This window comes from Roseibium sediminis (assembly GCF_008711325.1).
In the GTDB taxonomy this organism is placed as follows: Bacteria; Pseudomonadota; Alphaproteobacteria; order Rhizobiales; family Stappiaceae; genus Roseibium; species Roseibium sediminis.
Window position 1 is genome coordinate 209,379 of the sequence record NZ_VXDB01000005.1, and the last position, 21,864, is coordinate 231,242.

Consider the following 21,864-nt stretch of genomic DNA (forward strand, 5'->3'; position numbering starts at 1 on the left):
GTGGAACGCACATTTCTTGTCCGCAATCCATCGATCCTGATTTTCATCGGTGTACTGGCTGTGGTGACGCTGGGAGCAACCCTCCTGTCCGAGGGGCTCGGGGTCGGCCTTCTGTCAACAAGCTTCATCAAGACGCTCGGCAAAACCCTGTGCCTGTGTCTTGCCGCGCTCGCGCTGGATCTGGTCTGGGGTTATTGCGGGATCCTGTCCCTTGGCCATTTCGCCTTCTTCGGCCTTGGCGGCTACATGATCGGCATGTGGCTGATGTATGCCCGCACCGAGGAAATCGTCTCTGCGTCGCTGGCAAACGCGCCCCTACCAGCAACGCCGCTGGAAATACGTGAAGCCATCGGAACCCAGATATTCGGCGTGGTTGGCGGGTCCGATATCCCGATGATGTGGAGCTTTGCCGACAGTCTGGTCCTTCAGCTGCTGCTTGTGCTTTTGATCCCCGGACTTCTGGCCTTTGTTTTCGGATGGCTTGCCTTCAGATCCCGGGTAACCGGGGTGTATCTCTCCATCCTGACCCAGGCGATGACCCTCGCCCTGTCACTTTACCTTTTCCAGAATGACAGTGGCCTTCGCGGGAACAACGGTCTCTCGGGTCTGCAGAACCTTCCCGGTGCAGATGATATCCCGCAGGCGTTGATTTCTGTCTGGTTTCTGTGGGCATCGGCGGTGTCGCTCGCCATGGTCTACATCATCTCTACCTGGTTGATGTCCGGCAAGTTCGGCAGCGCTATTCGCGCCATCCGGGATGACGAAAACCGACTTCGGTATCTCGGTTATTCGGTCGAAGGCTACAAGCTTGTTGTCTTCGTCTTTTCTGCGGTCATCACCGCAATTGCCGGAGCGCTCTATTATCCTCAGGCAGGTATTGTGAATCCTGCGGAAATGGCACCCATCGCCTCCATCTATCTGGTTGTCTGGGTCGCCATCGGAGGGCGCGGAAGGCTCTACGGTGCGGTGATCGGAGCCGCCTTTGTGTCCCTCGTCTCCAGCTGGTTTACCGGCGGTCAGGTGCCGGATCTCAATCTCGGTTTCTACACCGTCAAATGGGTCGACTGGTGGTTGGTGCTTCTCGGGTTCGGGTTTGTGCTCGTCACCCTGTATGCGCCCAAGGGGCTGGGTGGTCTCGTTGACATGCTGGTGCGGAGGAAAGAGGCATGACACGGGCAGAAACGCTTCTCGAACTGGATCGCATTTCGGTAGCCTTTGACGGGTTCAAGGCGATCAACGAGCTGTCCTTTGCCATTGGCAGTGCGGAACTGCGGGCGATCATTGGTCCCAATGGGGCTGGAAAGACGACGATGATGGATATCATCACCGGCAAGACACGGGCGGACAGCGGTCAGATCAAATACGGTGCCCATGCCGTTGATCTCGGGCAGATGTCGGAAAGTGCCATCGCGCAGGCCGGCATTGGCCGCAAATTCCAAAGGCCGACGGTTTTCGAGAACCAGACGGTTTTTGAGAATCTGGTATTGGCGCTGGCACATGACCGTTCCCCTTTCAGCGTCCTGAAATACCGCATGGGCCGGGCAGATCGTGTCCGCATCGATGTTCTCGCCGAAGAAGTGGGCTTGAGCGATCACCTCACCCGCATTGCGGGCGAACTATCCCATGGCCAGAAACAATGGCTGGAAATCGGCATGTTGCTTGCGCAAGAACCTCGCCTGCTTCTGGTGGACGAACCCGCTGCTGGCATGACGCCCGAAGAGCGCGAACATACGACAGACATTCTCGTTCGTGCCGCTGAAACACGGGCCGTGATGGTGGTTGAGCACGACATGGAGTTCGTCCGCCGCCTGAACTGCCGGGTGACGGTTCTGCATGAGGGGTCGGTTCTCGCGGAAGGGTCGATAGATCATGTCATGCAGGATCGTCAGGTTATCGAAGTTTATCTGGGACGTTGAACATGCTCGATTGCAAAGGCATCACCCTGCATTACGGCCAGAGCCAGATTCTTGGCGGCGTGGACATGAAGGCCGAGACCGGCCAGATCACCTGCCTGATGGGGGTAAACGGCGTCGGCAAGACGTCTCTGCTCAAGGTGCTGTCCGGCACACACAGCCATTCCGGTGGAACCTATCAGCTGGACGGCAAGGCGATGGCCATGAAAACTCCGTCCCATGTTCTGGCTCGGCTCGGCGTGGGCTATGTGCCTCAGGGGCGCGATATCTTCCCGCTGCTGACGGTTCGCGAAAACATGGAGATCGGCTTTTCCTGTCTTTCGAAAGAAGAGCGGCGACTGCCTGAAGAGCTGTTCGAGCTGTTTCCGGTCCTGAAGGAAATGCAGCATCGGCGCGGGGGCGATTTGTCTGGCGGACAGCAGCAACAGCTGGCCATCGCAAGAGCCCTCGTTACGCGCCCCAAGCTCCTGCTTCTCGACGAGCCAACAGAAGGCATTCAACCCAACATCATCCAGCAGATCGGGCGCGTGATTGCCTATTTGAAGGACAAGGGCGAGATGGCGATTGTGCTTGTAGAACAGTATTTTGACTTTGCCTTTGGTCTTGCTGACCACCTCTACGTCATGGAGCGCGGGAAAATAGTTCTCGGTGGGGCAAAATCGACCTTTCGCAAGGAAGATGTCCGCGCCAAACTGGCGGTCTAGGGAGGATTCGGCAGTTCATGTTGGTACGCGTATCAAAACCGGTCATGCAAAGGGCGAAGGGCGTGCTTCGCATCGGTTTTGACACTCGCAAGGGCCGCTCCAGCTTGAGTGATCTTCATCAGGCCGGGTGCCTGAAGGCGATGCTGCCGCGCACCCATTCCCCGGTCCCCGATGCCGTCATGATCAACACGGCGGGCGGACTGACCGGCGGTGACAGCTTGTCGGTCGACGTGCGATTGAGCGAGGGGGCCCAACTGCGCCTCGCCACCCAAACCGCCGAACGCATCTATCGCTCGCCCGCAGATCCCGCCCGAAGTGACCTGCGTTTTTCTCTCGGCAAGGACGCGCGGTTTGACTGGCTTGCCCAGGAAACGATCCTGTTCGAAGCAGGTCATCTGGAGCGATCGATTACAGTCGACATGAATGAGACGTCTTCGGCCTTGTTTGTGGAGCCGATCATTCTGGGCCGAACGGCCATGGGCGAACAGGTCACATCCGGGGTGTTGAAAGATCAGTGGCGCGTCCATCGGGGCGGTCGGCTGATCTACGCTGATGCGCTACGTCTTGGCGATTTCGATGAACTGCGTCATCCCGCGGCCCTTGGTGATGCCGTCGCAATTGCCAGTGTTTTGTTCGTGGACGGCCAGGCAGCCGACCGCTGCGACGGCCTGAAAGAGTTGCTTTCAGGCGAACCGGTAGAGGCTGGCTGCAGTTCATGGAACGGTTTTTTGCTTGCTCGTCTTCTCTCGCCCGATGCGGCGGCGCTCAGGCGGGCCTTGATCAAGGTAATGACATTCCTGCGCGGACGGGAACCGCCGCGCGTCTGGATGATGTGAGGAGAGAATGAAACTAACTCCACGCGAAAAGGACAAGTTGCTGATCAGCGTTGCCGCAATGGTGGCACGAGGAAGATTGCAGCGCGGCGTCAAGCTGAACTACCCCGAAGCAATCGCATTGATCACGGACTTTGTCGTGGAAGGTGCCCGCGACGGCAAAAGCGTTGCCCAGTTGATGGACGAGGGCGCGAAAGTGATCACCGCAGAGCAGTGCATGGAAGGCATCGCCGAGATGATCCATGACGTTCAGGTAGAAGCCACATTTCCTGACGGGACCAAGCTGGTCACCGTCCATCATCCCATTCGTTAAGGAGACCGGACCATGCGTTTTCTCGTATCCAGCACGTTTGCCATTCTTGCGTCCCCGGCTCTGGCCCATGAGGGATTGCATGTGCATCCGCACGGGATGGACAGCGTCTTGCTTCTTGCACTCGGTGCTGCTGCCGTTGCTGCTGCGATCTATGTGGTGCGCAAATGATCCCGGGTGAAATCATCTGCAAGGAGGGCGACATCGAGCTGAATGCCGGTGCGTCCACCATCACCTTGTCTGTGTCAAACACCGGCGATCGACCGATCCAGGTTGGCAGCCACTATCATTTTGCCGAGACGAACGGGGCGTTGTCCTTTGATCGGGGGGCTGCGCGCGGCATGCGGCTGGATATTGCTGCCGGGACGGCTATCCGCTTTGAACCGGGGCAGACACGGGATGTATCTCTGGTGCCGCTCTCGGGAGCGCGCAAGGTATTCGGCTTTACCCAGGCTGTGATGGGAGATCTTTAAATGCCAACCAGAATCTCCCGGGGTACCTATGCCGACATGTACGGCCCCACGACCGGTGACAAGGTGCGCCTTGCCGATACCGAGCTTTTCATCGAAGTGGAGCGAGACCTTGCCACCTACGGCGAAGAGGTCAAGTTTGGGGGAGGAAAGGTTCTGCGTGACGGCATGGGGCAATCTCAGGCAAGTCGTGCGGAAGGGGCCGTTGATACCGTCATTACCAACGCCCTGATCGTTGATGTCACCGGTATCTACAAGGCTGACGTCGGATTGAAGAACGGGCGCATTGCGGCGATCGGCAAGGCGGGGAACCCCGATACACAACCGGGTGTTACAATCATTGTCGGTCCGGGCACGGAGGCAATTGCCGGTGAAGGCAAGATCCTCACTGCAGGCGGGTTCGACAGTCACATCCACTGGATCTGCCCACAGCAGGTGGAAGATGCCCTGCACTCGGGCCTTACCACCATGCTGGGCGGGGGAACCGGTCCGGCCCATGGAACGCTGGCGACCACCTGTACGCCCGGCCCCTGGCATATCGGGCGGATGCTTCAGGCCCTGGACGCCCTGCCCATGAATGTCGCCCTTGCCGGCAAGGGCAACGCCTCGCTGCCCGGCGCCTTGATCGAGCAGATCAGGGCAGGGGTGTGCGCCATGAAGCTCCATGAAGACTGGGGAACGACTCCCGCGGCCATCGACTGCTGTCTGTCCGTCGCCGATGATCACGACGTGCAGGTGATGATCCATACTGACACGCTCAACGAAAGCGGATTTGTCGAAAACACGCTGGCGGCCATCAAGGGGCGGACGATCCACGCCTTCCACACGGAAGGGGCCGGCGGCGGACATGCGCCGGACATCATCAAGGTGTGCGGTGAAAGCCACGTTCTTCCCGCATCGACCAATCCGACGCGGCCTTACACGGCGAATACGCTGGAAGAGCATCTCGACATGCTGATGGTGTGCCACCACCTCGACAAGTCCATCCCGGAGGATGTCGCCTTTGCCGAAAGCCGCATCCGGAAGGAAACCATAGCAGCAGAGGACATTCTGCATGACATGGGCGCCTTTTCGATCATTGCATCCGACAGTCAGGCGATGGGCCGTGTCGGCGAGGTGATCATCCGGACCTGGCAGACAGCGCACAAGATGAAAGTGCAGCGCGGGCGTCTGGCGGACGAAACCGGCGAAAACGACAATTTCCGGGTACGCCGGTATATCGCCAAATACACGATCAACCCGGCCATCGCACACGGCCTGTCGCACGAGATCGGCTCGATTGAGGTTGGCAAACGCGCGGATCTGGTCCTTTGGGATCCGGCCTTCTTTGGCGTGAAGCCGGAAATGGTGCTTTTGGGCGGCACCATTGCCGTTGCCCAGATGGGGGATCCGAACGCGTCCATCCCGACCCCGCAACCGGTCTATTCCCGGCCCATGTTCGGGGCCTTGGGACGGTCTGTTGAGCGCTCCGCAGCAACCTTTGTCTCGCAGTCAGCTTTGGCCGACGGGGTCGCAGGCAAGCTCGGGCTCGCCAAGGACCTGCTGGCTGTTCGAAAGACGCGGACGATCGGCAAGGCGGACATGGTTCTGAACAATGCAATGCCAAAGATAGAGGTCGATCCGGAGACTTATGAAGTCAGGGCAAATGGCGAACTTCTGACCTGCGAACCGGCGGAAGTTCTGCCGATGGCGCAACGCTATTTCCTGTTCTGACATGATCAGGGCCATAGACGTCAGGCACAGTCATGCCGAGCCGATTGATACGGTGACGCTGGACTATGAAGGCCGGTTTCGTCGCCGCGTCGCTCTCGTCGGCGACGGTGGTCTGGAGTTTTTGCTGGATCTTCCCAAGGTGATGGACCTTCGGGACGGGGATCATCTTGTGCTGGAAGATGGTCGGGAGGTCCGCGTGGTCGCGGCTAGCGAGCCATTGCTGCGGGTAACTGCAGGTGACCCAACCCACCTGACCCGGCTGGCGTGGCATATCGGCAATCGCCATTTGCCCTGTGCCATTTCGGACAGGCAGCTCCTCCTCCGTCCGGACCATGTCATCCGGGCCATGATCGAGCAGTTGGGTGGCAAGGTTGCGGATGTGACCGAGCCTTTTCTCCCCGAGGGGGGCGCCTATGGTCATGGCAGAACCCATTCGCACGAGCATTGAGCCATGAGTGTGAAAGCCCATCAGATCATGGCCTGGCTGTCTCCGACATTCCCGACCGGGGCCTTTGCCTACAGCCATGGTCTTGAGCAGGCGGTTGCCGTGCGAAGTGTTGCCTGCGCCGAAGACCTGCAGGGTTGGCTGGAGACGGTGCTCAGGCGTGGGTCACCTTGGAATGATGCCGTTCTCTTCTGTCATGCGCACCAGGGTGAGGACGTTGCCGATCTTGCGGAAGCTCTCGCAGGTTCAAGGGAGCGGCACGCCGAAACAATGGCACAGGGCGCTGCCTTTGCGCGAACCGCAAACGTGCTTCTTGGAACAACCATCACACCCGCCCCTTTGCCGGTTGTGCTGGCTCAGGCAAGCGCACTTGCAGGTTTTCCAGCAGATGAGGTTCTCCCGCTTTACCTGCATGCATTTGCCGCCAATCTCGTGTCTGCCGCGATCCGTCTGGTCCCGCTTGGCCAGACGGAAGGCCAGATCGTATTGGCGGCCCTCTTTCCCGTCTTTGATGAGGTCGCCCGAAAGGCCCTTGGCTCGGGCCTTGAAGACCTTGGAACTGCAGCGCTGGGCGCAGACCTTGCTGCCATGAAACACGAAGACATGACAACACGGATTTTCAGATCATGAACGGACCTTTGCGCGTGGGGATCGGTGGCCCTGTCGGTGCTGGCAAGACCTCTCTGACCGAGGCCCTGTGCCGCCGGTTGGCGTCGCAGGTCTCCATGGCTGTCATCACCAATGACATCTACACAAGAGAGGATGCCGAATACCTGATGCGGGTCCAGGCCTTGCCGTTGGAACGCATTCGGGGCGTCGAAACCGGGGGGTGTCCACACACGGCCATCCGGGAAGATGCTTCAATTAACCTGGCAGCGATTGATGACCTCACCAATCACTTTCCTGATCTCGATCTGATCCTGATTGAATCTGGAGGGGACAATCTGGCGGCGACTTTCAGCCCGGAACTGGCTGACCTCACCATTTATGTGATCTCCGTTTCAATGGGCGAGGAAATCCCGAGAAAGGGCGGGCTTGGAATTACCCGTTCGGACTTGCTGGTGATCAACAAGACGGACCTCGCTCCTTACGTGGACGTGGATCTTTCCGTCATGGACCGCGATGCCAAGCGCCAGCGCGGCGACCGGAAGACGGTCTTTGCCAACATGAAGACGGGAGACGGTGTCGACGCGATTATTGCGGAGCTTGCCCGGCTTGGAGGCTTGAAGGTGAGCTGAGGTCGGTATTCGTCATGAGACACTTACCACCGGATGGTCAGGCCAGCGGTTGCACTGACACCGAAATTGTCCTGCGGATCGCCGCTAAGTGACTGCCGATAGGACGTTTCCCCGTGCAGCGCGAGACGGTTCGACAGTTTGATATTGGCCCCCAGACCGAATTCTGCCCAGGTTTCCTCGATCCGGTCAGAAATCTCTGCTCCGCCAACGGACATCTTGGTGTCGGGTTTGAACTCATGCAACACGTTGGCAATGACATAACCGCTCGCTGATCTGTCGGCCTTTGGATTGGCCCATTCATATCGCAATACCAGTCCGGCGCGTCCTGTAAGGAAGTCATTGTGGCCGGCGTGGATTAGGTTACCGGCGGCATCCCGGTAAGTGCTGCCCTGAACCTGACCCCAGTTCAGTTGGGCTTGGGGAAGAAGCTGCCAGTCGCTGGTAAGGGGCAGCGGCATTCCGGTCTCTGCGCTGAAACTGAGAGTGGTCGCGCGGGCTCCCTTCTTCAGCTGGCCATCGATGATGGAGGCGGAATCCGTCCGCAGCCACGCCGCCTGACCCTGCAAGTCGAGATAGGCACCAGAGGGGCCATGCCAGGTCGCTGTCGCACCTGCTGCAAAGGCACTCGACTGCATGGTTCCCAGACGTGTGTCGGCGGAAAGAACGGCACTCATGTCGCCATACCCGAGGCTGACACCGAAAACCCAGTCGCCCGGGGTAAAAGCTTCTGTCGGATAGTCCAGCCCGACCTGCATCCAGTTGACCGCGCTGTCAAAGCGAGTGCCGGAAGACAGCAGTGTGTTGAGCCTGTCTGCCGACATACGCGCCCAGATGCCGGTCCCGTTGTCAGCGGTCTTGCGGGCGCCGATTCGCTGTTGCATGGACGGCAGGTGAGCGAACGCATTGGCCAGAACCACAGGCAGAATCCGGTAGGTCTTGCCGGTTTCATTCATAGTTGGAACAAGGATGCCGTCGGTGCCGGATTGTTCAAAGACATAAGAAAACGCGCCGGAACTGAATGCGCCGCCAAGAACAGTATAGGTGTCCAGCGGCGAGCCACTTGTGATTGTCAGTGCCTTTCCGGACGCAAGACCGGGGGTGATGTTGTTGATCACTATGGTTGGGCTTGCAGGACTACCCGCCCCGTTGACCACCAGTGTGTCGGCTTCGCCGGTTTCGGTATTCACGTCCAGAAGCAGGATCCCGGCTCCTGAATAGAGGCCATTCATGTTGATCGTGTCACCGGCCACTCCATTCAGCAGTGATATTGTGCCGTGATGGGTAACTGCATCATGAAATGTAAGTGTGCCAGGTCCACCCGATACAGCTTTCAGCATCGAGCCGGTTTCAATCGTCAGGTTTCCGTTCATCGTGAAATTGGGGCCGACACCAAACTGCGCGCCATTAGTCAGAACAAGGCCGGTTCCAGCTTCCGAACCGACGACAAGACTGGACCCGGCATAAGTCAGATCGCCACCGGAAAAGGAGATATTCTCCCAGTTCAGCAACGTATTGGCGGCAATGGTCGCAGTCTGTCCTGCTATCGTCAGGTTATCGATCCAACCGTCCGTGGTCGACGTGTCGTCTCCGCCATCCATGACTTCAGTTCCGTCATAGATCGCATCTGCTGCAATGATGGCGGTATCAGATCCGTTGCCGCCATAAAAACCGGAGTTGAGCGCCCCGCCGAGCCAGGTAAATCCATCATTGCCGTCCAGGGCGGTCGCAACGAGATCATCACCGTGGATGTCCCCCGTATAGATCCCGCCTCGCAGGATGAAGGTGTCATTACCCAGGCCCAGAACGGCGTCCCCGGTAACCGTTCCAGATGTGTCAACCGTGATATCGCCTTGGTCGGCAACTTCGTCACTCCCGTCGAAATCGCTGTCGCCATCGCGAATGGCGATGCCGGAGGCAGAGCTGTCGATAGTTGCTCCGGACGCAATCGATATCGTTCCACCCCCGGTTCCGGCAGTGTGCACACCGGCAGACTGCCCACTGCCGGAAGTGATCGAAGCCCCCGCACCAATGGTGGCAGAGGTCGTACCGCTGCCCTTGTTCCAGAGAAACAGACCATCTGAGGCGGAACCGGTTGCCGAAATCGAGCCGCCACTCAGATCTGCAGACAGGGTTGCCGAGGAAAGCGTGTTGTCGATTGTGCCACGCAATCCGTGACCACCTGTTCCCGTTGATCTGATGGTCCCGCCAGTTTGAGTATACTCTGCGGAACCAAGACCAGAGTTCTGTACCTGAGCTCCTCGAGAATTTGCCCCGGAAGTATCGATTGATCCACCCGTCAAAGTGATGGAGGCCGTCCCCGTCGAGGCTGAATTGGTGATGCGTGAGTAGATGCCCATGGCAACGTCGCCACCTGTTGCCAGGCTTGCGCCGCCCAATACAACGGATACATCGCCAGTTCCGGAATTGTGGGCAACCAGCGCATGTGCACTCAAGCCTGCGGTTTGAACCTGGCCACCTGTTGCTGTTATCGCAGCACTGGATGTTGAGAGTGCGTTATCGACTAATACCTGAACACCTCGACTATCGTCTCCACGGGTTACAACTCTGCCCCCGCTAACAGCAACGGATGACGCGCCTAGTCCCAGAGTATCTGCTCGAAGCCCATGCCCTTCGGTTCCACTTGTTTCGATGTTTCCGTCTGTCATGGAGATCGAAGTCGTACCGGAAGAAGAGGTGTTTTCGATAATGGCCGTTGCGCCTCTCCCTCTATAGCCAGTCGTCGTTATGGCGCCGCCGCTAATGACAGCAACTGCTCCGCCGTGGCCATCAGTCTTTGAAAGAACTCCATAGGCGGTGCTGCCTGATGTGGTGACTGTTCCATCTGACAATGTAGAGGAAGCTTGAGCGAGCGACGTGTTGTTGCTGATTAGAGAATTCAAACCGTGGGAACCGAACGCGTCGGTCGTAACCGACCCGCCACTCATGAGTATGTTGGCTCCGCCGGTGCCAAGAGTTTTGGAAAAGATGCCGTGGGCAGATGTTCCGCTCGTCTCGATGGTACCCGCTGTCATGAGTGCGGAGGCTTGGGCAGTCGACGCAACATTGTCGATGAAGCTTGAACCACCGAAGGCATTGGCTCCTGACGTGGTAATGCTGCCGCCGGAAATGGTGATCGCTGTAGATCCAAGCCCGGACTGCTTTGAAAATACGCCGATCGCAGTGTCAGCGCCCGTTGAGAGAGTGCCGCCGGACAAGGTGGCACTGGCCTGAGCTATGGACGTTGCGCTGCTGATAAGCGAATACAAGGCATGGGAATCACTGCCGAGCGTTGAAACGCTGCCGCCCGACATGGTGCTGGTGGCCAATCCACCGCCATCGTTGATGGAACGGATGCCGAAGGAACTCGCCTGACTCGTTGTAATCTGGCCAGCTTGCATAGTCACGGAAGCAAGGCCGGTTCCGTGCGAGTAGGCATTCAGACCGTAGGATGTCGAACCTGTTGTCGAAACAACCCCTCCAGACATGGTGATCGTTGCAGCCGCCGCGGAGGAAGGGTCATTTATCAGGCTGAAAGCTGCATGAGCTGTGGAACCACTGGTCGTGACAGTACCATCACTGATCAAGATATTGGCTGATCCGCTAGACGCGGCATTGTTGATGACGGAATACAGACCATTTGCGGAGCTGCCGACAGTGTTGATTGATCCTCCAGTCAAGGTCACGGTTGACTCGCCAAGTCCCAAATTACTTGCGACCAATCCTCGGCCGAACGCTCCGTCAGTCGTGATTTGCCCGTCATCCATCTGTACTGTGGCGTTGGCGGCAGAAGACGCATTGTTAACAAGAGCATACGCAGCGTAAGCGTTATCCGAGGCGGTATCGATCAAGCCGCCACTTAGTGTGACGGAGGCATTTCCCAGTCCGTTGTTATGTGAAAGCAGCCCGTGCGCACTAAGGCCGTCGGTTTCTATCGTGCCACCGCTCGTAGTTGCCGACGCGGTTGCCAGGGAAGAGGCATAGGACACCAAAGAGTAGAGACCCTGAGCGGTAAGGCCGGAGGTGGAAATCGTTCCGGCTGACAAGGAGGTTATGGCATCGCCCCCCCCCAAAATTTTGCGAAAACAGCCCAACCCCGTTCGTATTGGTGGTTGTGATTGATCCTCCTGACATGGAACTCGTTACAGAGCCGGAAGAGGAAGTGTTGTTCGCATAGGAGAAGAGGCCAAACCCACCAGTGCCACTGGTGGAAATGGTGCCGCCGCTCATCGTGGACATTGCCGAACCGGTGCCATCAGTCCGAGCAAGCAGTCCGTGCGCGCTTGAGCCTGAAGTGGTGATGCTGCCATCGGTGAGTGTCGTCGAGCTCTGTCCTGTGGACGACGTATTGCTGATCAGGGAGTAAAGGCCGACTGCAGATGTGCCTGCAGTGGTAATTGTCCCCCCAGATTGCGATACAGTTGCCTCTCCCGTGCCATTGTTCTCGGCATAGAGCCCATGCGCAGTATCGCCATTGGTTTCTACCGTTCCGGCTGTCATGTTTGAGCTTGCTGTGCCACTCGCTGATGAATCCAGGATGAGGGAGACTGCCCCATACGCGACGTTGCCTTGTGTGGTGACGGACCCACCGTTAATATTCGTTTGGGCCGTGCCCGAGCCATTGCTGAGTGCGTTAAGTCCATCGCTGCCGGTGTTCGTGGTGGAAATTGTGCCGCCGTTGATGGTTGCCGTGGCAGCCCCTGAACCTGAGGTGCTCGAACTGTAGGCGCGTATCCCGAACGACCCGCTCCCGGTTGTGGTTACGGTTCCAGAAGTCATGGTGGCAACTGCGGAGCCTGAGGTGTCGCTGTCTGTGCGCGCATGGGCGCCATGTGCCCCGCCGCCAGAAGACGTGGTGCTGCCGCCGTTGATCGTGGTTATGGCATCCGCATTTGATAGCACGTTGGAAATCCATGCCAATTGGCCATGAGCAGCGCTTCCAAAGGTCGTTATCGACCCGTCAGAGATGGATGTACTTGCGTTGCCAAGTCCGGAGTTCGTGGCGTAGAGCCCGTGACCGTTTGTACCTGTCGTATCTATGTCACCCACATTGGTGCCAATGATCGAGATTGGGTTCGAAGTCAGCGATGAGGAGGCTGCATAGACAGCGAATGTCGTCGTATTGAGAACCAGAGCGCCGTCGTTGACCGTAAGGATCAGGCCGTTCATGTCGGAATACGAAACCGGGGATGCCGAGGGCGAAGTTTTCGTGCTCGTATTGCAGGTCTGAGAGGCAAAGTCGCCGAGAAAATAGGAGCCGCAATCACCAGATAGGACGGATGGAGGGGACTCCGCAGTAGCTGGGTGCGGGGCCATGTGGATCGGCACTCCGGTGAAGACGCAAGAGAGGAGAAACTGCTTGAGCTTCCTGTGTCTTTTATCGAAGCGATGTAATTTTTCGGGATCGGCAAGGCAACAAGGAAGCGGACTTCCTTTTATATCTTTATCGAATTTGGCAGTGCCATCGATCATTCCTGCTCGTGACGTAGGTGTGTGGCTGAAAAATACACTTAATAATTGAATATTAAGGTTAATATTCCGCTAAGTAAGGTGCGGGGGCGTGGCTGTTAAGCGCTCGGTTCGGGAGGTGTTCGGGGCGCTATTTCTGTCAAATGCAAATCCAATGATTTCAAGCAGCAAGCCAGTTCATGAAAACACAAAAAAGACCGCCAACAGATCTGTTGGCGGTCTTCGCGGAACGACTGAAAATACAGGTAAACGCTGCTGTGCCTGATGGTGTGCAGAGTTGCCCTTCGGACGTATGTGATACCTAACGCATTGCTTCCCGGTACCAGGCGACGATCACCTTGCGGTTTTCTTCGGTCATCGTGCGGATAGCATTTGGAGGGGGCATTGCGTGAGTTGCGCCAGCCTGAAGGAAGATTTCGTGTGCGTGGCGCGCTATGTCTGACTCGGTCTCCAGGACCACGCCCTTGGGCGGCCAGTGCATGCTTTCGCTGAAAAACGGCTCCCTTGAATGGCACATGGAACAGTTGCCTTGCACCACGCCGACCGCTTCTTCAAAACCTGCAGCCGAAGCGAATTTCTGTTCGTAAGGTGTCAGCTGGCGGGTTTCCGCATTTTCGGTGGTGTCGAGCATCGGGGTGATCGACAGCAACACGATGATGATCATCAGGATGACCGTCACCAGCCAGGTCCATGTCGGCCCGGAGCCGGTCCGGTGCATGGTGTTGAAATAGTGGCGGATCGTGACACCGGTGAGGAAAATCAGGCTGGCGATGATCCAGGAATATTCGGTGGCAAATGCGAGCGGGTAGTGGTTGCTCAGCATCAGGAAGACCACCGGAAGGGTCAGGTAGTTGTTGTGCGTGGAGCGCACCTTGGCGATCTTGCCGTATTTTGCATCCGGCTTCCGGCCCGCTTTCAGATCCTCGACGACGATCCGCTGGTTCGGCATGATCTGGAAGAACACGTTTGCCGTCATGATCGTGGCAGTGAAAGCCCCCAGATGAAGCAGCGCGGCGCGGCCGGTGAAAATCTGGTTATAGCCCCAAGACATTGCCACCAGAATGACAAACAGGAGCAGCATCAGGAGCGTGGGGTTCTCACTGAGGCGGGATTTGCACATCTGGTCATAGGCAAGCCAGCCGATGGTCAGGGAGCCGCCGGAAATCAGGATACCCTGCCAGAGCGCCAGCTCCGCCTTGTTGGGATCGAGGAGATAGATTTCACCTCCAACCCAATAGATGACCATCAGGAGTGCCGCACCGGAGAGCCATGTCGTGTAGCTCTGCCACTTGTGCCATGTCAGGTGCTCGGGCATGCGCTCGGGCGCAACAAGATACTTGGTCGTATGGTAGAAACCGCCGCCGTGGACTTCCCATTCCTCGCCGTAGGCACCTTCCGGCATGTCGGGCGCGGGTTTGAGCATGAGGTCCAGCGCAATAAAGTAGAAGCTGGCGCCAATCCAGGCCATGGCCGTGATGACATGAAGCCATCTGAGCGAGAAACCGGCCCAGTCCCATAATACCGCGATATCGTACATCGGTGCCTCCCAACAATTTCCCGAAGTCTTCTTTTCGCAGAATTGCCATCATCAAGAAACATCTCTATCGTTTCGATCTGTTTCATGATTATCGAGAAAATAGGCCGTGGCTTATCTGGACAATTTGAAAACCTTCGTCAGGGCTTATGAATTGGGCAGCATGTCCGCAGCTGGACGCGACCTGCGTGTGTCCGCTGCCGTCGCAAGCAGCAGGATAAACGATCTCGAGAAATATTTGGGCGTTCGCCTGTTTCATAGAACAACACGCGCCCTGAGCCCGACGGATCAGGGCAAGGTGTTCTACACCGGGGCGACCAGGGTGCTGGATGCCATCTATGAAGCGGAAGCTTCTGTCAGTGATATCACCAAGAACCCGCGCGGAACCCTTTTTGTCGCGGCTCCCCTTGGTCTGGGAAAAAAACTGATTGCTCCCATCATTCCGGAGTTCAAGGCATCCTATCCGGAACTGAACATCCGGCTGCGGCTCTCCGACCGCAGGATCGATGTCACGTCGGAGGGACTGGATCTGGCGATCATGGTCGGTCAGCTGACGGATTCAAATCTGAGAGTGCGCCACATCTGCGATCTGGAGCGCGTGTTATGTGCGTCGCCCAGTTATATCGAGCAGTTCGGCAAACCTACCCGCGGCAGCGAGCTGATTGAGCGCCAGCATAAGTGCCTGATGTTGCGTTATCCCGGAGCCCGCGAGTTCTTCTGGACTTTGATGGTGAATGGCAAGCCGAAGAGGTTTGATGTGTCGGGCCCACTGGAATCTGACGATGGGGATGTCTTGACCGGTTGGGCACTGGATGGCTGCGGCATTGTGAACAAACCGCGCTTCGATGTTGCCGGACATCTGGAAAGCGGGGCGCTGGTCGAAGTCGCGCAGGAAAATCCACCAACGCCGACACCGCTCTCATGCGTCTATCCGCACAAGAGATTGCAGGATCCGAAGGCCCGTCTGTTTCTGGACCATATTCTCGCATCCTGCAGCCATCTAGGGTAACTGGCCAGCGGACGCGTTGGTCGGCTCACCGAACTTTAGCTGCCGCGATAGGTGGAGTAGCTGAACGGCGAAACCAGCAGAGGCACGTGGTAATGTTCGTTCACGTCTGCAATGCGAAAGCGGATCGGAACGGTTGCCAGAAACTGGCCCGCATTGTCGTTGCCGCGAGCGCGGAAATAGGATTCTGTCTCAAACTCCAACTCGTACTCGCCAGCCGCGATCTCTTCTGCCGACAGCAGGGGAGCATCGGTGCGACCGTCGGAGTTGGTCCTTGTTTCCTTGACAAGGGTACGGGCATCGTCGCCCAGAGCGTAGAGGCGCACGACAATTCCTGCGCCCGGACAGCCGTTCGCCGTGTCCAGCACATGCGTGCTCAGCCAACCTTGATTACTCATTGATGTCTCCTTTTTGTGCACACGATGCCACCGATTTGTGTCTGGTAACAGACGGGTTTTGGGAGTGTCAGCTTCTTGAATATTTTGAAACACGAAATTTTTTTCGGCGCTAAATTGAAGGTCTCTTCGCAGGGGGACTGGGAGGTCGTTTGTATGGCGGCTACGGATGGAAATCACGGGCAACAAGATTGCGGGTCACATTCCGTGCAGATCGCTTGGTTGCATAACGCAGCGTTTGTCGAGATCGCGCGTGCTGGTCGGCATTGGACTGAACAGCTCCTGATACTTCGACCTTCACGGATCATCTTGTCGTTTCAGCCTGGGAAAATGTTGTCATGAATGTTTTTTCCAAACCAAACCGCAATTACCACACCGTTCGCGGCGGGCTCCCCGGCCAAACCGAATTGATGACCGGGCGGGCAATTTTCACCGAGGCCTATGCCGTACTTCCGGCCGGAGTCATGCGCGATATCGTCACGAGCTACTTCCCTCATTGGGAAAGGACGCGTGGCTGGATCATCGCCCGGCCCATGTCCGGTTTTGCCGAGACGTTCAGCCAGTATGTGATGGAAGTGGCTCCAGGCGGCGGGAGTGACCGACCAGAGCCCGATAGTCAGGCGCAAGCTGTCCTGTTTGTGACGGCGGGCGAATTGGGTCTGACCATTAATAGCGACCACTCGATCCTCAAGCCCGGTGGCTATGCCTACATTCCTGCCGGCACCAAGTGGGCAGTCGCCAACAACGGTTCCGAAAATGCCTGCTTCCATTGGGTCCGCAAGCGCTATGAAGCCGTTGAAGGTATCGATCATCCCGATGTCATCGTGACCAATGAGCAGGACATTGCTCCCACTCCGATGCCGGATACGAATGGATGCTGGGCAACGACACGCTTCGTTGATCCTGAGGATCTTCGGCACGACATGCATGTGACGATCGTAACGTTCCAGCCGGGCGGTGTGATCCCTTTTGAGGAAACGCATGTCATGGAACACGGCCTTTTCGTGCTGGAGGGCAAGGCCGTCTACAAGCTCAACAATGACTGGGTCGAAGTCGAGGCAGGCGACTTCATGTGGCTTCGCGCCTTTTGCCCGCAAGCCTGCTACGCCGGCGGCCCCGGGCCGTTTCGCTATCTTCTTTACAAGGACGTCAACCGTCATCCGAGCCTCAAGCCATTTGGCTGAGGTCGGCGACGGCTACGTGAACTTCGCAAGTCTCAACTATCTCTGAGGGAGGGGAAAAATTGTCTGGGACAACACATCCGGTGGATGAAATCCTGCCGGCACCCAAGCTGTTTACGCTTGGTCTGCAACACGTGCTCGTTATGTATGCGGGCGCGATTGCCGTACCGCTCATCATCGGGCGGGTCTTGAAACTCGAACCTGAGCAGGTCGCCTTCTTGATCTCCGCTGACCTGTTTGTCTGCGGTATCGTCTCCATTATCCAGTCGCTCGGCGCCACCCAGTGGTTCGGCATTCGTCTGCCGGTCATGATGGGTGTGACATTCGCGGCCGTTGGTCCGATGATCTCCATCGCGATTGCCAATCCGGGCGTGGATGGCGCCCGCATGATCTATGGTGCGGTGATCGGCGCCGGTATCGTCGGCATTCTGATTGCGCCATTCGTCAGCCGAATGCTGCGGTTCTTTCCGCCAATCGTGACCGGTACGATCATTCTTGTCATCGGCATCACCTTGATGCGGGTTGGCATTCAGTGGATTTTCGGTGTTCCGGTCGGTCCGACGGCACCAAAGCTTGTTTCTCCGGAACACACCGAGTGGCTCAAGCAGATCGGTGAGTTGGCAGGCGTCACCGGCAGCAATGTGCCGGCGGTTCCAAACCGCATGGGGATCGCTCCGTCCGTGCCGAACCCGGCTTATGCGTCGCCGATGAACATGGCTGTGTCCGTAGCCGTGCTAGTTGCGATCCTGCTGGTGTTCAAGTTCGCCAAGGGCTTTCTTGCCAACGTTGCCGTTCTTGTCGGCATCGTATTCGGCGGCATCCTTGCAACGGTTCTTGGCATGATGCACTTCGACAAGGTCGGCAAGGCCGCCTGGTTTGACGTGATCCTGCCATTCCACTTTGGCGTACCGATCTTTGACCCGATCATGATCCTCACCATGTCGCTGGTGATGATTGTCGTGATGATCGAGTCGACCGGCATGTTCCTGGCCTTGAGCGACATGACAGGGCGCAAGGTCACCCAACCGATGCTGTCCGCAGGTCTGCGCACCGACGGTCTGGGCACGCTGATCGGCGGGATCTTCAACACATTCCCCTATACCAGCTTCTCTCAGAACGTTGGTCTGGTGGGCGTCACGGGGATCAAGAGCCGTTACGTTTGTGTTGCCGGCGGTGTGATCATGATCGTTCTGGGCCTGATGCCGAAGCTTGCTGCTCTGGTGGAATCCCTGCCGACTGCTGTTCTTGGTGGAGCTGGCCTTGTGATGTTCGGCATGGTTGCTGCAACCGGCATTCGCATTCTTGCGAAGGTCGACTTCAACACCAACCGCTACAATCTGATCATCGTCGCCGTTGCCATCGGCTTCGGCATGATCCCGATGATTGCACCGGAATTCGACACCTGGCTGCCGCACTCGATCGGTCCGCTGATCGACTCCGGCATCCTGCTGGCATCCTTCGCAGCTGTCGTGCTCAATCTGTTCCTGAACGGAGCGGCCGGAAGCGCTGAAGATGCCAAGGAGGCAGCACTCGCCAGCGAAGGCGGTCACTAAACCAGACTGAAGTGATCCAAAAAAGGGGCCGCAGTGTTTTCACCGCGGCCCCATTCTTTTTTGCATCAGTAGTTGCCAACCGATCAGCCGTAACTCGCGACTTCCGATCCGGCCAAGGCTGCAATATTGAGAAGACCGCGCACAGTGATAGACGGCGTCACCACATGCGCCCGATTACCCATCCCCATGAGGATTGGTCCAACTTCCAACCCTCCGGCGACCGACTTCAGGATATTCCGGACCGCACCAGCTGCATCGGTGTTTGAATAGACCAGAACATTGGCCTTGCCGGTCAGGCGAGAGCCGGGGAACAGGCGTTCCCGCAGTTCTGGGTCAAGGGCAGCATCCGTGTGCATTTCGCCTTCATACTCGAAGTCCGTCTCCATACCGTCGAGAATGGACAAGGTTTCGCGCATGACCCGACCTGATGCACAATCCAGATTGCCGAATTGGGAACCGGAACAAAGCCCGATCTTTGGCACGACGCCGAAGCGGCGCACGTGGCGGGCCGCAGCCAGGACCGTATCGGCCAACTCGCGACCCGTCGGCGTCACGTTCACATGTGTGTCGGTCACGAACAAGGGGCCGTCATCCAGAATGACGAGCGACAAGGCACCGACCGGGTGAAGCTTGCCCGCGGACAGAACCTGGTTGATGAAGTCGAGGTGCCAGCGATACTGGCCAACTGTCCCGCAAATCATGCTGTCGGCTTCGCCGCGCTGAACCATGACGGCGGCAATGGCGGTCGTGTTCGTACGCAGGATGGATTTTGCAAGATCCGGCGTCACCCCCCGGCGAGCCATGAGGGTGTGATAGGTGCTCCAGTATTCATTGTAGCGCGGATCACTCTCCGGATTGACGAGCTCGAAGTCTTCGCCGGGTCGGATCGTCAGACCTTCACGCTCGATCCGCGAGGTAATCACGTCGGCGCGGCCGATCAGGATCGGCTTGCTGACGGTCTCTTCCACCAGTGCCTGTGCCGCGCGCAAAACGCGTTCGTCTTCGCCTTCGGCAAACACGATCTTGCGGCTCGACCGTCGCGCGGCTTCAAACACGGGCCTCATGATCATTGCAGAGCGGGAGACTTCGGCACGAAGGGTTTCCAGATACCGCTGAAGGTCCAGTTCGCGCGTCGCGACGCCTGAAACGATGGCAGCTTCTGCAACTGCGAAAGCAACCGTCGGCAGGAGGCGCGGGTCGAAGGGTTTGGGGATCAGGTAGTCGGGACCAAAGGCCAGCCGCTCGCCACGATACGCCTGCCCAAGTTCGGCGGAGGCTGTCTTGCGGGCGAGCGCTGCGATTGCTTCCACACAAGCAATTTTCATATCATCGTTTATCTGCGTCGCGCCGGTATCCAGTGCTCCACGGAAAATGAAAGGGAAACACAAGACGTTGTTCACCTGATTAGGATAGTCGGAGCGACCCGTTGCGATCATGGCTCCCGGCGCGGCTTTCCGGGCTTCCTCCGGCATAATCTCCGGCACAGGGTTGGCCAGAGCGAAGATGATCGGGTTTTCCGCCATCCCTTTCACGTGTTCAGCACTCAGGGCACCCGGACCAGACAACCCGAGGAACATGTCGGCGCCTTTGAGTGCCTCTTCGATGGTTGTGCCTTCCGTGCCGTTGGCCAGCAGCCTTTGTTCGTCGGCAAGCTTTTCGCGGGCTGCATGCAGGATCCCCTTCCGGTCGAAGACACTGATATTTGCCAACGGGACGCCCATCTTGTGCAACATGGTCAGGCAGGCGACCCCGGCAGCTCCAGCTCCCAGTGCGACAATCCGGATGTCCTCGAATTTCTTGCCCGCAATCTTCAGGGCGTTGACGGCAGCCGCTGCCACGACGATCGCCGTCCCATGCTGGTCGTCGTGGAAAACCGGAATCCCCATCTTCTCACGGCAGATCCGTTCCACGGTAAAGCAGTCCGGCGCCTTGATGTCCTCAAGGTTCACAGCTCCAAATGTCGGCTCCAGACGGCAGACAATCTCCGCGAGTTTCTCCGGGTCGGGCTCATCAATTTCAATGTCGAAGCAGTCCACCCCGGCAAATTTCTTGAACAGGACCGCCTTGCCTTCCATGACAGGTTTGGAGGCCTGCGCACCGATATTGCCTAGTCCCAAGACCGCGGTGCCGTTCGAGATCACCGCCACCAAATTGTTCTTGGCGGTATAGCGGCGTGCATCGCCCGGGTTCTTTTCGATCTCAAGGCAGGCTTCTGCCACGCCGGGGGAATAGGCAAGGCTCAGATCCCGACCGGTAGCCATGGGTTTTGTGGCCCTGATTTCCAGTTTTCCGGGTTTTGGAAACTCGTGATAATCGAGCGCGGCTTGCCGCTCAGGGGATTTTGGTTCGTTCGTAGTCAATTTCTAACTCCCATTCTTGTTGATGCTAAAAGGCGGCAGGTCGGTCATGCGGGAGACGAACACCGGTCGGGGTCAGGGCATCCGAACAGATGTGTCCGCAAAAGGATGGCTGCCGGGAAAAGGTGCAGGTGGGCCCTGTCGGGCGGCGCATTGATTGAAGAATTCGCAGAACCCCATCGAGGCTTGCTCGAACGGGCGGGACATCACGTCGGCCTGTTCAAGAGAACAAGCGCGGGAAGCCAAGCGGTAAAAACACCGCTCATCAGAGTGGCAAGTGCAGTCGGTCTGACGAGCGAGCGTCCGACGGCAAGCATCAGAAAGTAAAGAAACCACAGGCCGGACCAAAGGGCCCAGGAAACACCGAGCCAAAGGTCCATCAGGTCTTCCGCCGCAATCAAGGTTCTTACGGCTTCCGGCAAGACGGAAATGGCTACGAAAAGGCTGAACCAACCGAGTCCGCGCCCGTCCGCGCCGGTAATCCGATTGCAGGCCACCCAAAGATAGGTGACGCTGAACAGAAGGGACATTGCGACCTCGCGCACATCACCAATGTCCTCGGCCCTGATCAGGGATAGAGCGGCCACCGCGGCAGTTATCGTCGCAGTGACCAGATTGATGATGACGATTTCCCTGTCGGAGATACGCCCGAACATCCAAATCCCGTTCAGGAAGAGAACCGCTCCGACAAAAAGGAGAGACAGCGGCAAGAGCATGCTGGAAAGGACCCGATTGGGCAGGAGGTG

General features: G+C 57.7%; 20 protein-coding genes. 14 read left to right on the plus strand and 6 right to left on the minus strand.

The window, feature by feature from the left end; all coding sequences use genetic code 11:
* Genes urtC through ureG form a run of 11 tightly spaced genes read left to right on the plus strand, consistent with a single transcriptional unit; the run spans position 1 to position 7,626 of the window.
* The gene (urtC, locus tag F0155_RS07080; RefSeq protein WP_150523796.1) at positions 1-1,170 is read left to right on the plus strand and encodes an urea ABC transporter permease subunit UrtC; all 1,170 of its coding nucleotides are present in this window, start codon (positions 1-3) and stop codon (positions 1,168-1,170) included.
* A complete protein-coding gene (gene urtD / locus F0155_RS07085; protein WP_150523797.1) occupies positions 1,167-1,916 on the plus strand; it encodes an urea ABC transporter ATP-binding protein UrtD in 750 nt (249 codons plus the stop codon). Before urtC ends, urtD begins: the two co-directional genes overlap by 4 nt.
* 2 nt (positions 1,917-1,918) lie before the next feature.
* A complete protein-coding gene (gene urtE, locus F0155_RS07090) occupies positions 1,919-2,617 on the plus strand; it encodes an urea ABC transporter ATP-binding subunit UrtE (protein WP_150523798.1) in 699 nt (232 codons plus the stop codon).
* A gap of 17 nt (positions 2,618-2,634) precedes the next feature.
* Positions 2,635-3,453 (plus strand): urease accessory protein UreD, encoded by an 819-nt coding sequence (locus F0155_RS07095; protein ID WP_150523799.1) that lies wholly within the window; start codon positions 2,635-2,637, stop codon positions 3,451-3,453.
* Positions 3,454-3,460: 7 nt separating this feature from the next.
* Positions 3,461-3,763, plus strand: a complete 303-nt coding sequence (locus F0155_RS07100) for an urease subunit gamma (protein ID WP_150523800.1) — start codon at positions 3,461-3,463, stop codon at positions 3,761-3,763.
* Positions 3,764-3,775: 12 nt separating this feature from the next.
* Complete coding sequence (locus tag F0155_RS07105; RefSeq protein ID WP_150523801.1) at positions 3,776-3,931, plus strand: peptidase M23; 156 nt, start codon at positions 3,776-3,778, stop codon at positions 3,929-3,931.
* Positions 3,928-4,233: an urease subunit beta gene (locus tag F0155_RS07110; protein WP_150523802.1), complete on the plus strand. Its 306-nt coding sequence runs from the start codon at positions 3,928-3,930 to the stop codon at positions 4,231-4,233. Before F0155_RS07105 ends, F0155_RS07110 begins: the two co-directional genes overlap by 4 nt.
* Entirely contained in the window at positions 4,234-5,943 is a 1,710-nt protein-coding gene (gene ureC / locus F0155_RS07115; RefSeq protein ID WP_150523803.1) for an urease subunit alpha, read from the plus strand. It abuts the gene before it with no gap.
* 1 nt (position 5,944) lies between these two features.
* On the plus strand, positions 5,945-6,391 hold the full coding sequence (locus tag F0155_RS07120) for an urease accessory protein UreE (protein WP_150523804.1): 447 nt from the start codon (positions 5,945-5,947) through the stop codon (positions 6,389-6,391).
* A gap of 3 nt (positions 6,392-6,394) precedes the next feature.
* Positions 6,395-7,018: an urease accessory protein UreF gene (locus F0155_RS07125; protein ID WP_150523805.1), complete on the plus strand. Its 624-nt coding sequence runs from the start codon at positions 6,395-6,397 to the stop codon at positions 7,016-7,018.
* Positions 7,015-7,626, plus strand: a complete 612-nt coding sequence (gene ureG, locus F0155_RS07130) for an urease accessory protein UreG (RefSeq protein ID WP_150523806.1) — start codon at positions 7,015-7,017, stop codon at positions 7,624-7,626. The genes F0155_RS07125 and ureG overlap by 4 nt, the downstream gene beginning before the upstream one ends.
* Positions 7,627-7,649: 23 nt before the next feature.
* On the opposite strand, the gene F0155_RS07135 is transcribed toward ureG, so the two are convergent.
* The 3 genes from F0155_RS07135 to F0155_RS07145 all read right to left on the minus strand — a co-directional run bounded on the left by F0155_RS07135 (position 7,650) and on the right by F0155_RS07145 (position 14,629).
* Entirely contained in the window at positions 7,650-11,309 is a 3,660-nt protein-coding gene (locus F0155_RS07135) for an autotransporter outer membrane beta-barrel domain-containing protein (protein ID WP_161599766.1), read from the minus strand.
* 229 nt (positions 11,310-11,538) lie between these two features.
* Positions 11,539-12,792: a hypothetical protein gene (locus F0155_RS07140; protein WP_161599767.1), complete on the minus strand. Its 1,254-nt coding sequence runs from the start codon at positions 12,790-12,792 to the stop codon at positions 11,539-11,541.
* A 601-nt stretch (positions 12,793-13,393) separates the two neighbouring features.
* Positions 13,394-14,629 carry a urate hydroxylase PuuD gene (locus F0155_RS07145; protein ID WP_150523809.1) on the minus strand — a complete coding sequence of 412 codons (1,236 nt, stop codon included), beginning with the start codon at positions 14,627-14,629 and terminating at the stop codon, positions 13,394-13,396.
* A 106-nt stretch (positions 14,630-14,735) separates the two neighbouring features.
* Here F0155_RS07145 and F0155_RS07150 point away from each other — a divergent pair, with 106 nt between their 5' ends.
* Positions 14,736-15,635 carry a LysR family transcriptional regulator gene (locus tag F0155_RS07150; RefSeq protein ID WP_150523810.1) on the plus strand — a complete coding sequence of 300 codons (900 nt, stop codon included), beginning with the start codon at positions 14,736-14,738 and terminating at the stop codon, positions 15,633-15,635.
* 35 nt (positions 15,636-15,670) lie between these two features.
* Here F0155_RS07150 and uraH read toward each other — a convergent pair whose 3' ends face one another.
* Positions 15,671-16,030, minus strand: coding sequence for a hydroxyisourate hydrolase (uraH, locus tag F0155_RS07155; RefSeq protein ID WP_150523811.1), 360 nt, complete (start codon positions 16,028-16,030; stop codon positions 15,671-15,673).
* Positions 16,031-16,365: 335 nt separating this feature from the next.
* Here uraH and F0155_RS07160 point away from each other — a divergent pair, with 335 nt between their 5' ends.
* A complete protein-coding gene (locus F0155_RS07160; RefSeq protein ID WP_150523812.1) occupies positions 16,366-17,211 on the plus strand; it encodes a bifunctional allantoicase/(S)-ureidoglycine aminohydrolase in 846 nt (281 codons plus the stop codon).
* A 59-nt stretch (positions 17,212-17,270) separates the two neighbouring features.
* Positions 17,271-18,761, plus strand: a complete 1,491-nt coding sequence (locus tag F0155_RS07165) for a nucleobase:cation symporter-2 family protein (protein ID WP_150523813.1) — start codon at positions 17,271-17,273, stop codon at positions 18,759-18,761.
* An 83-nt stretch (positions 18,762-18,844) separates the two neighbouring features.
* Here F0155_RS07165 and F0155_RS07170 read toward each other — a convergent pair whose 3' ends face one another.
* Positions 18,845-21,121 carry an NADP-dependent malic enzyme gene (locus tag F0155_RS07170; RefSeq protein ID WP_150523814.1) on the minus strand — a complete coding sequence of 759 codons (2,277 nt, stop codon included), beginning with the start codon at positions 21,119-21,121 and terminating at the stop codon, positions 18,845-18,847.
* Between the two features lie 203 nt (positions 21,122-21,324).
* Positions 21,325-21,834 carry an AmiS/UreI family transporter gene (locus F0155_RS07175; protein WP_150523815.1) on the minus strand — a complete coding sequence of 170 codons (510 nt, stop codon included), beginning with the start codon at positions 21,832-21,834 and terminating at the stop codon, positions 21,325-21,327.
* Positions 21,835-21,864 lie beyond the last annotated feature (30 nt).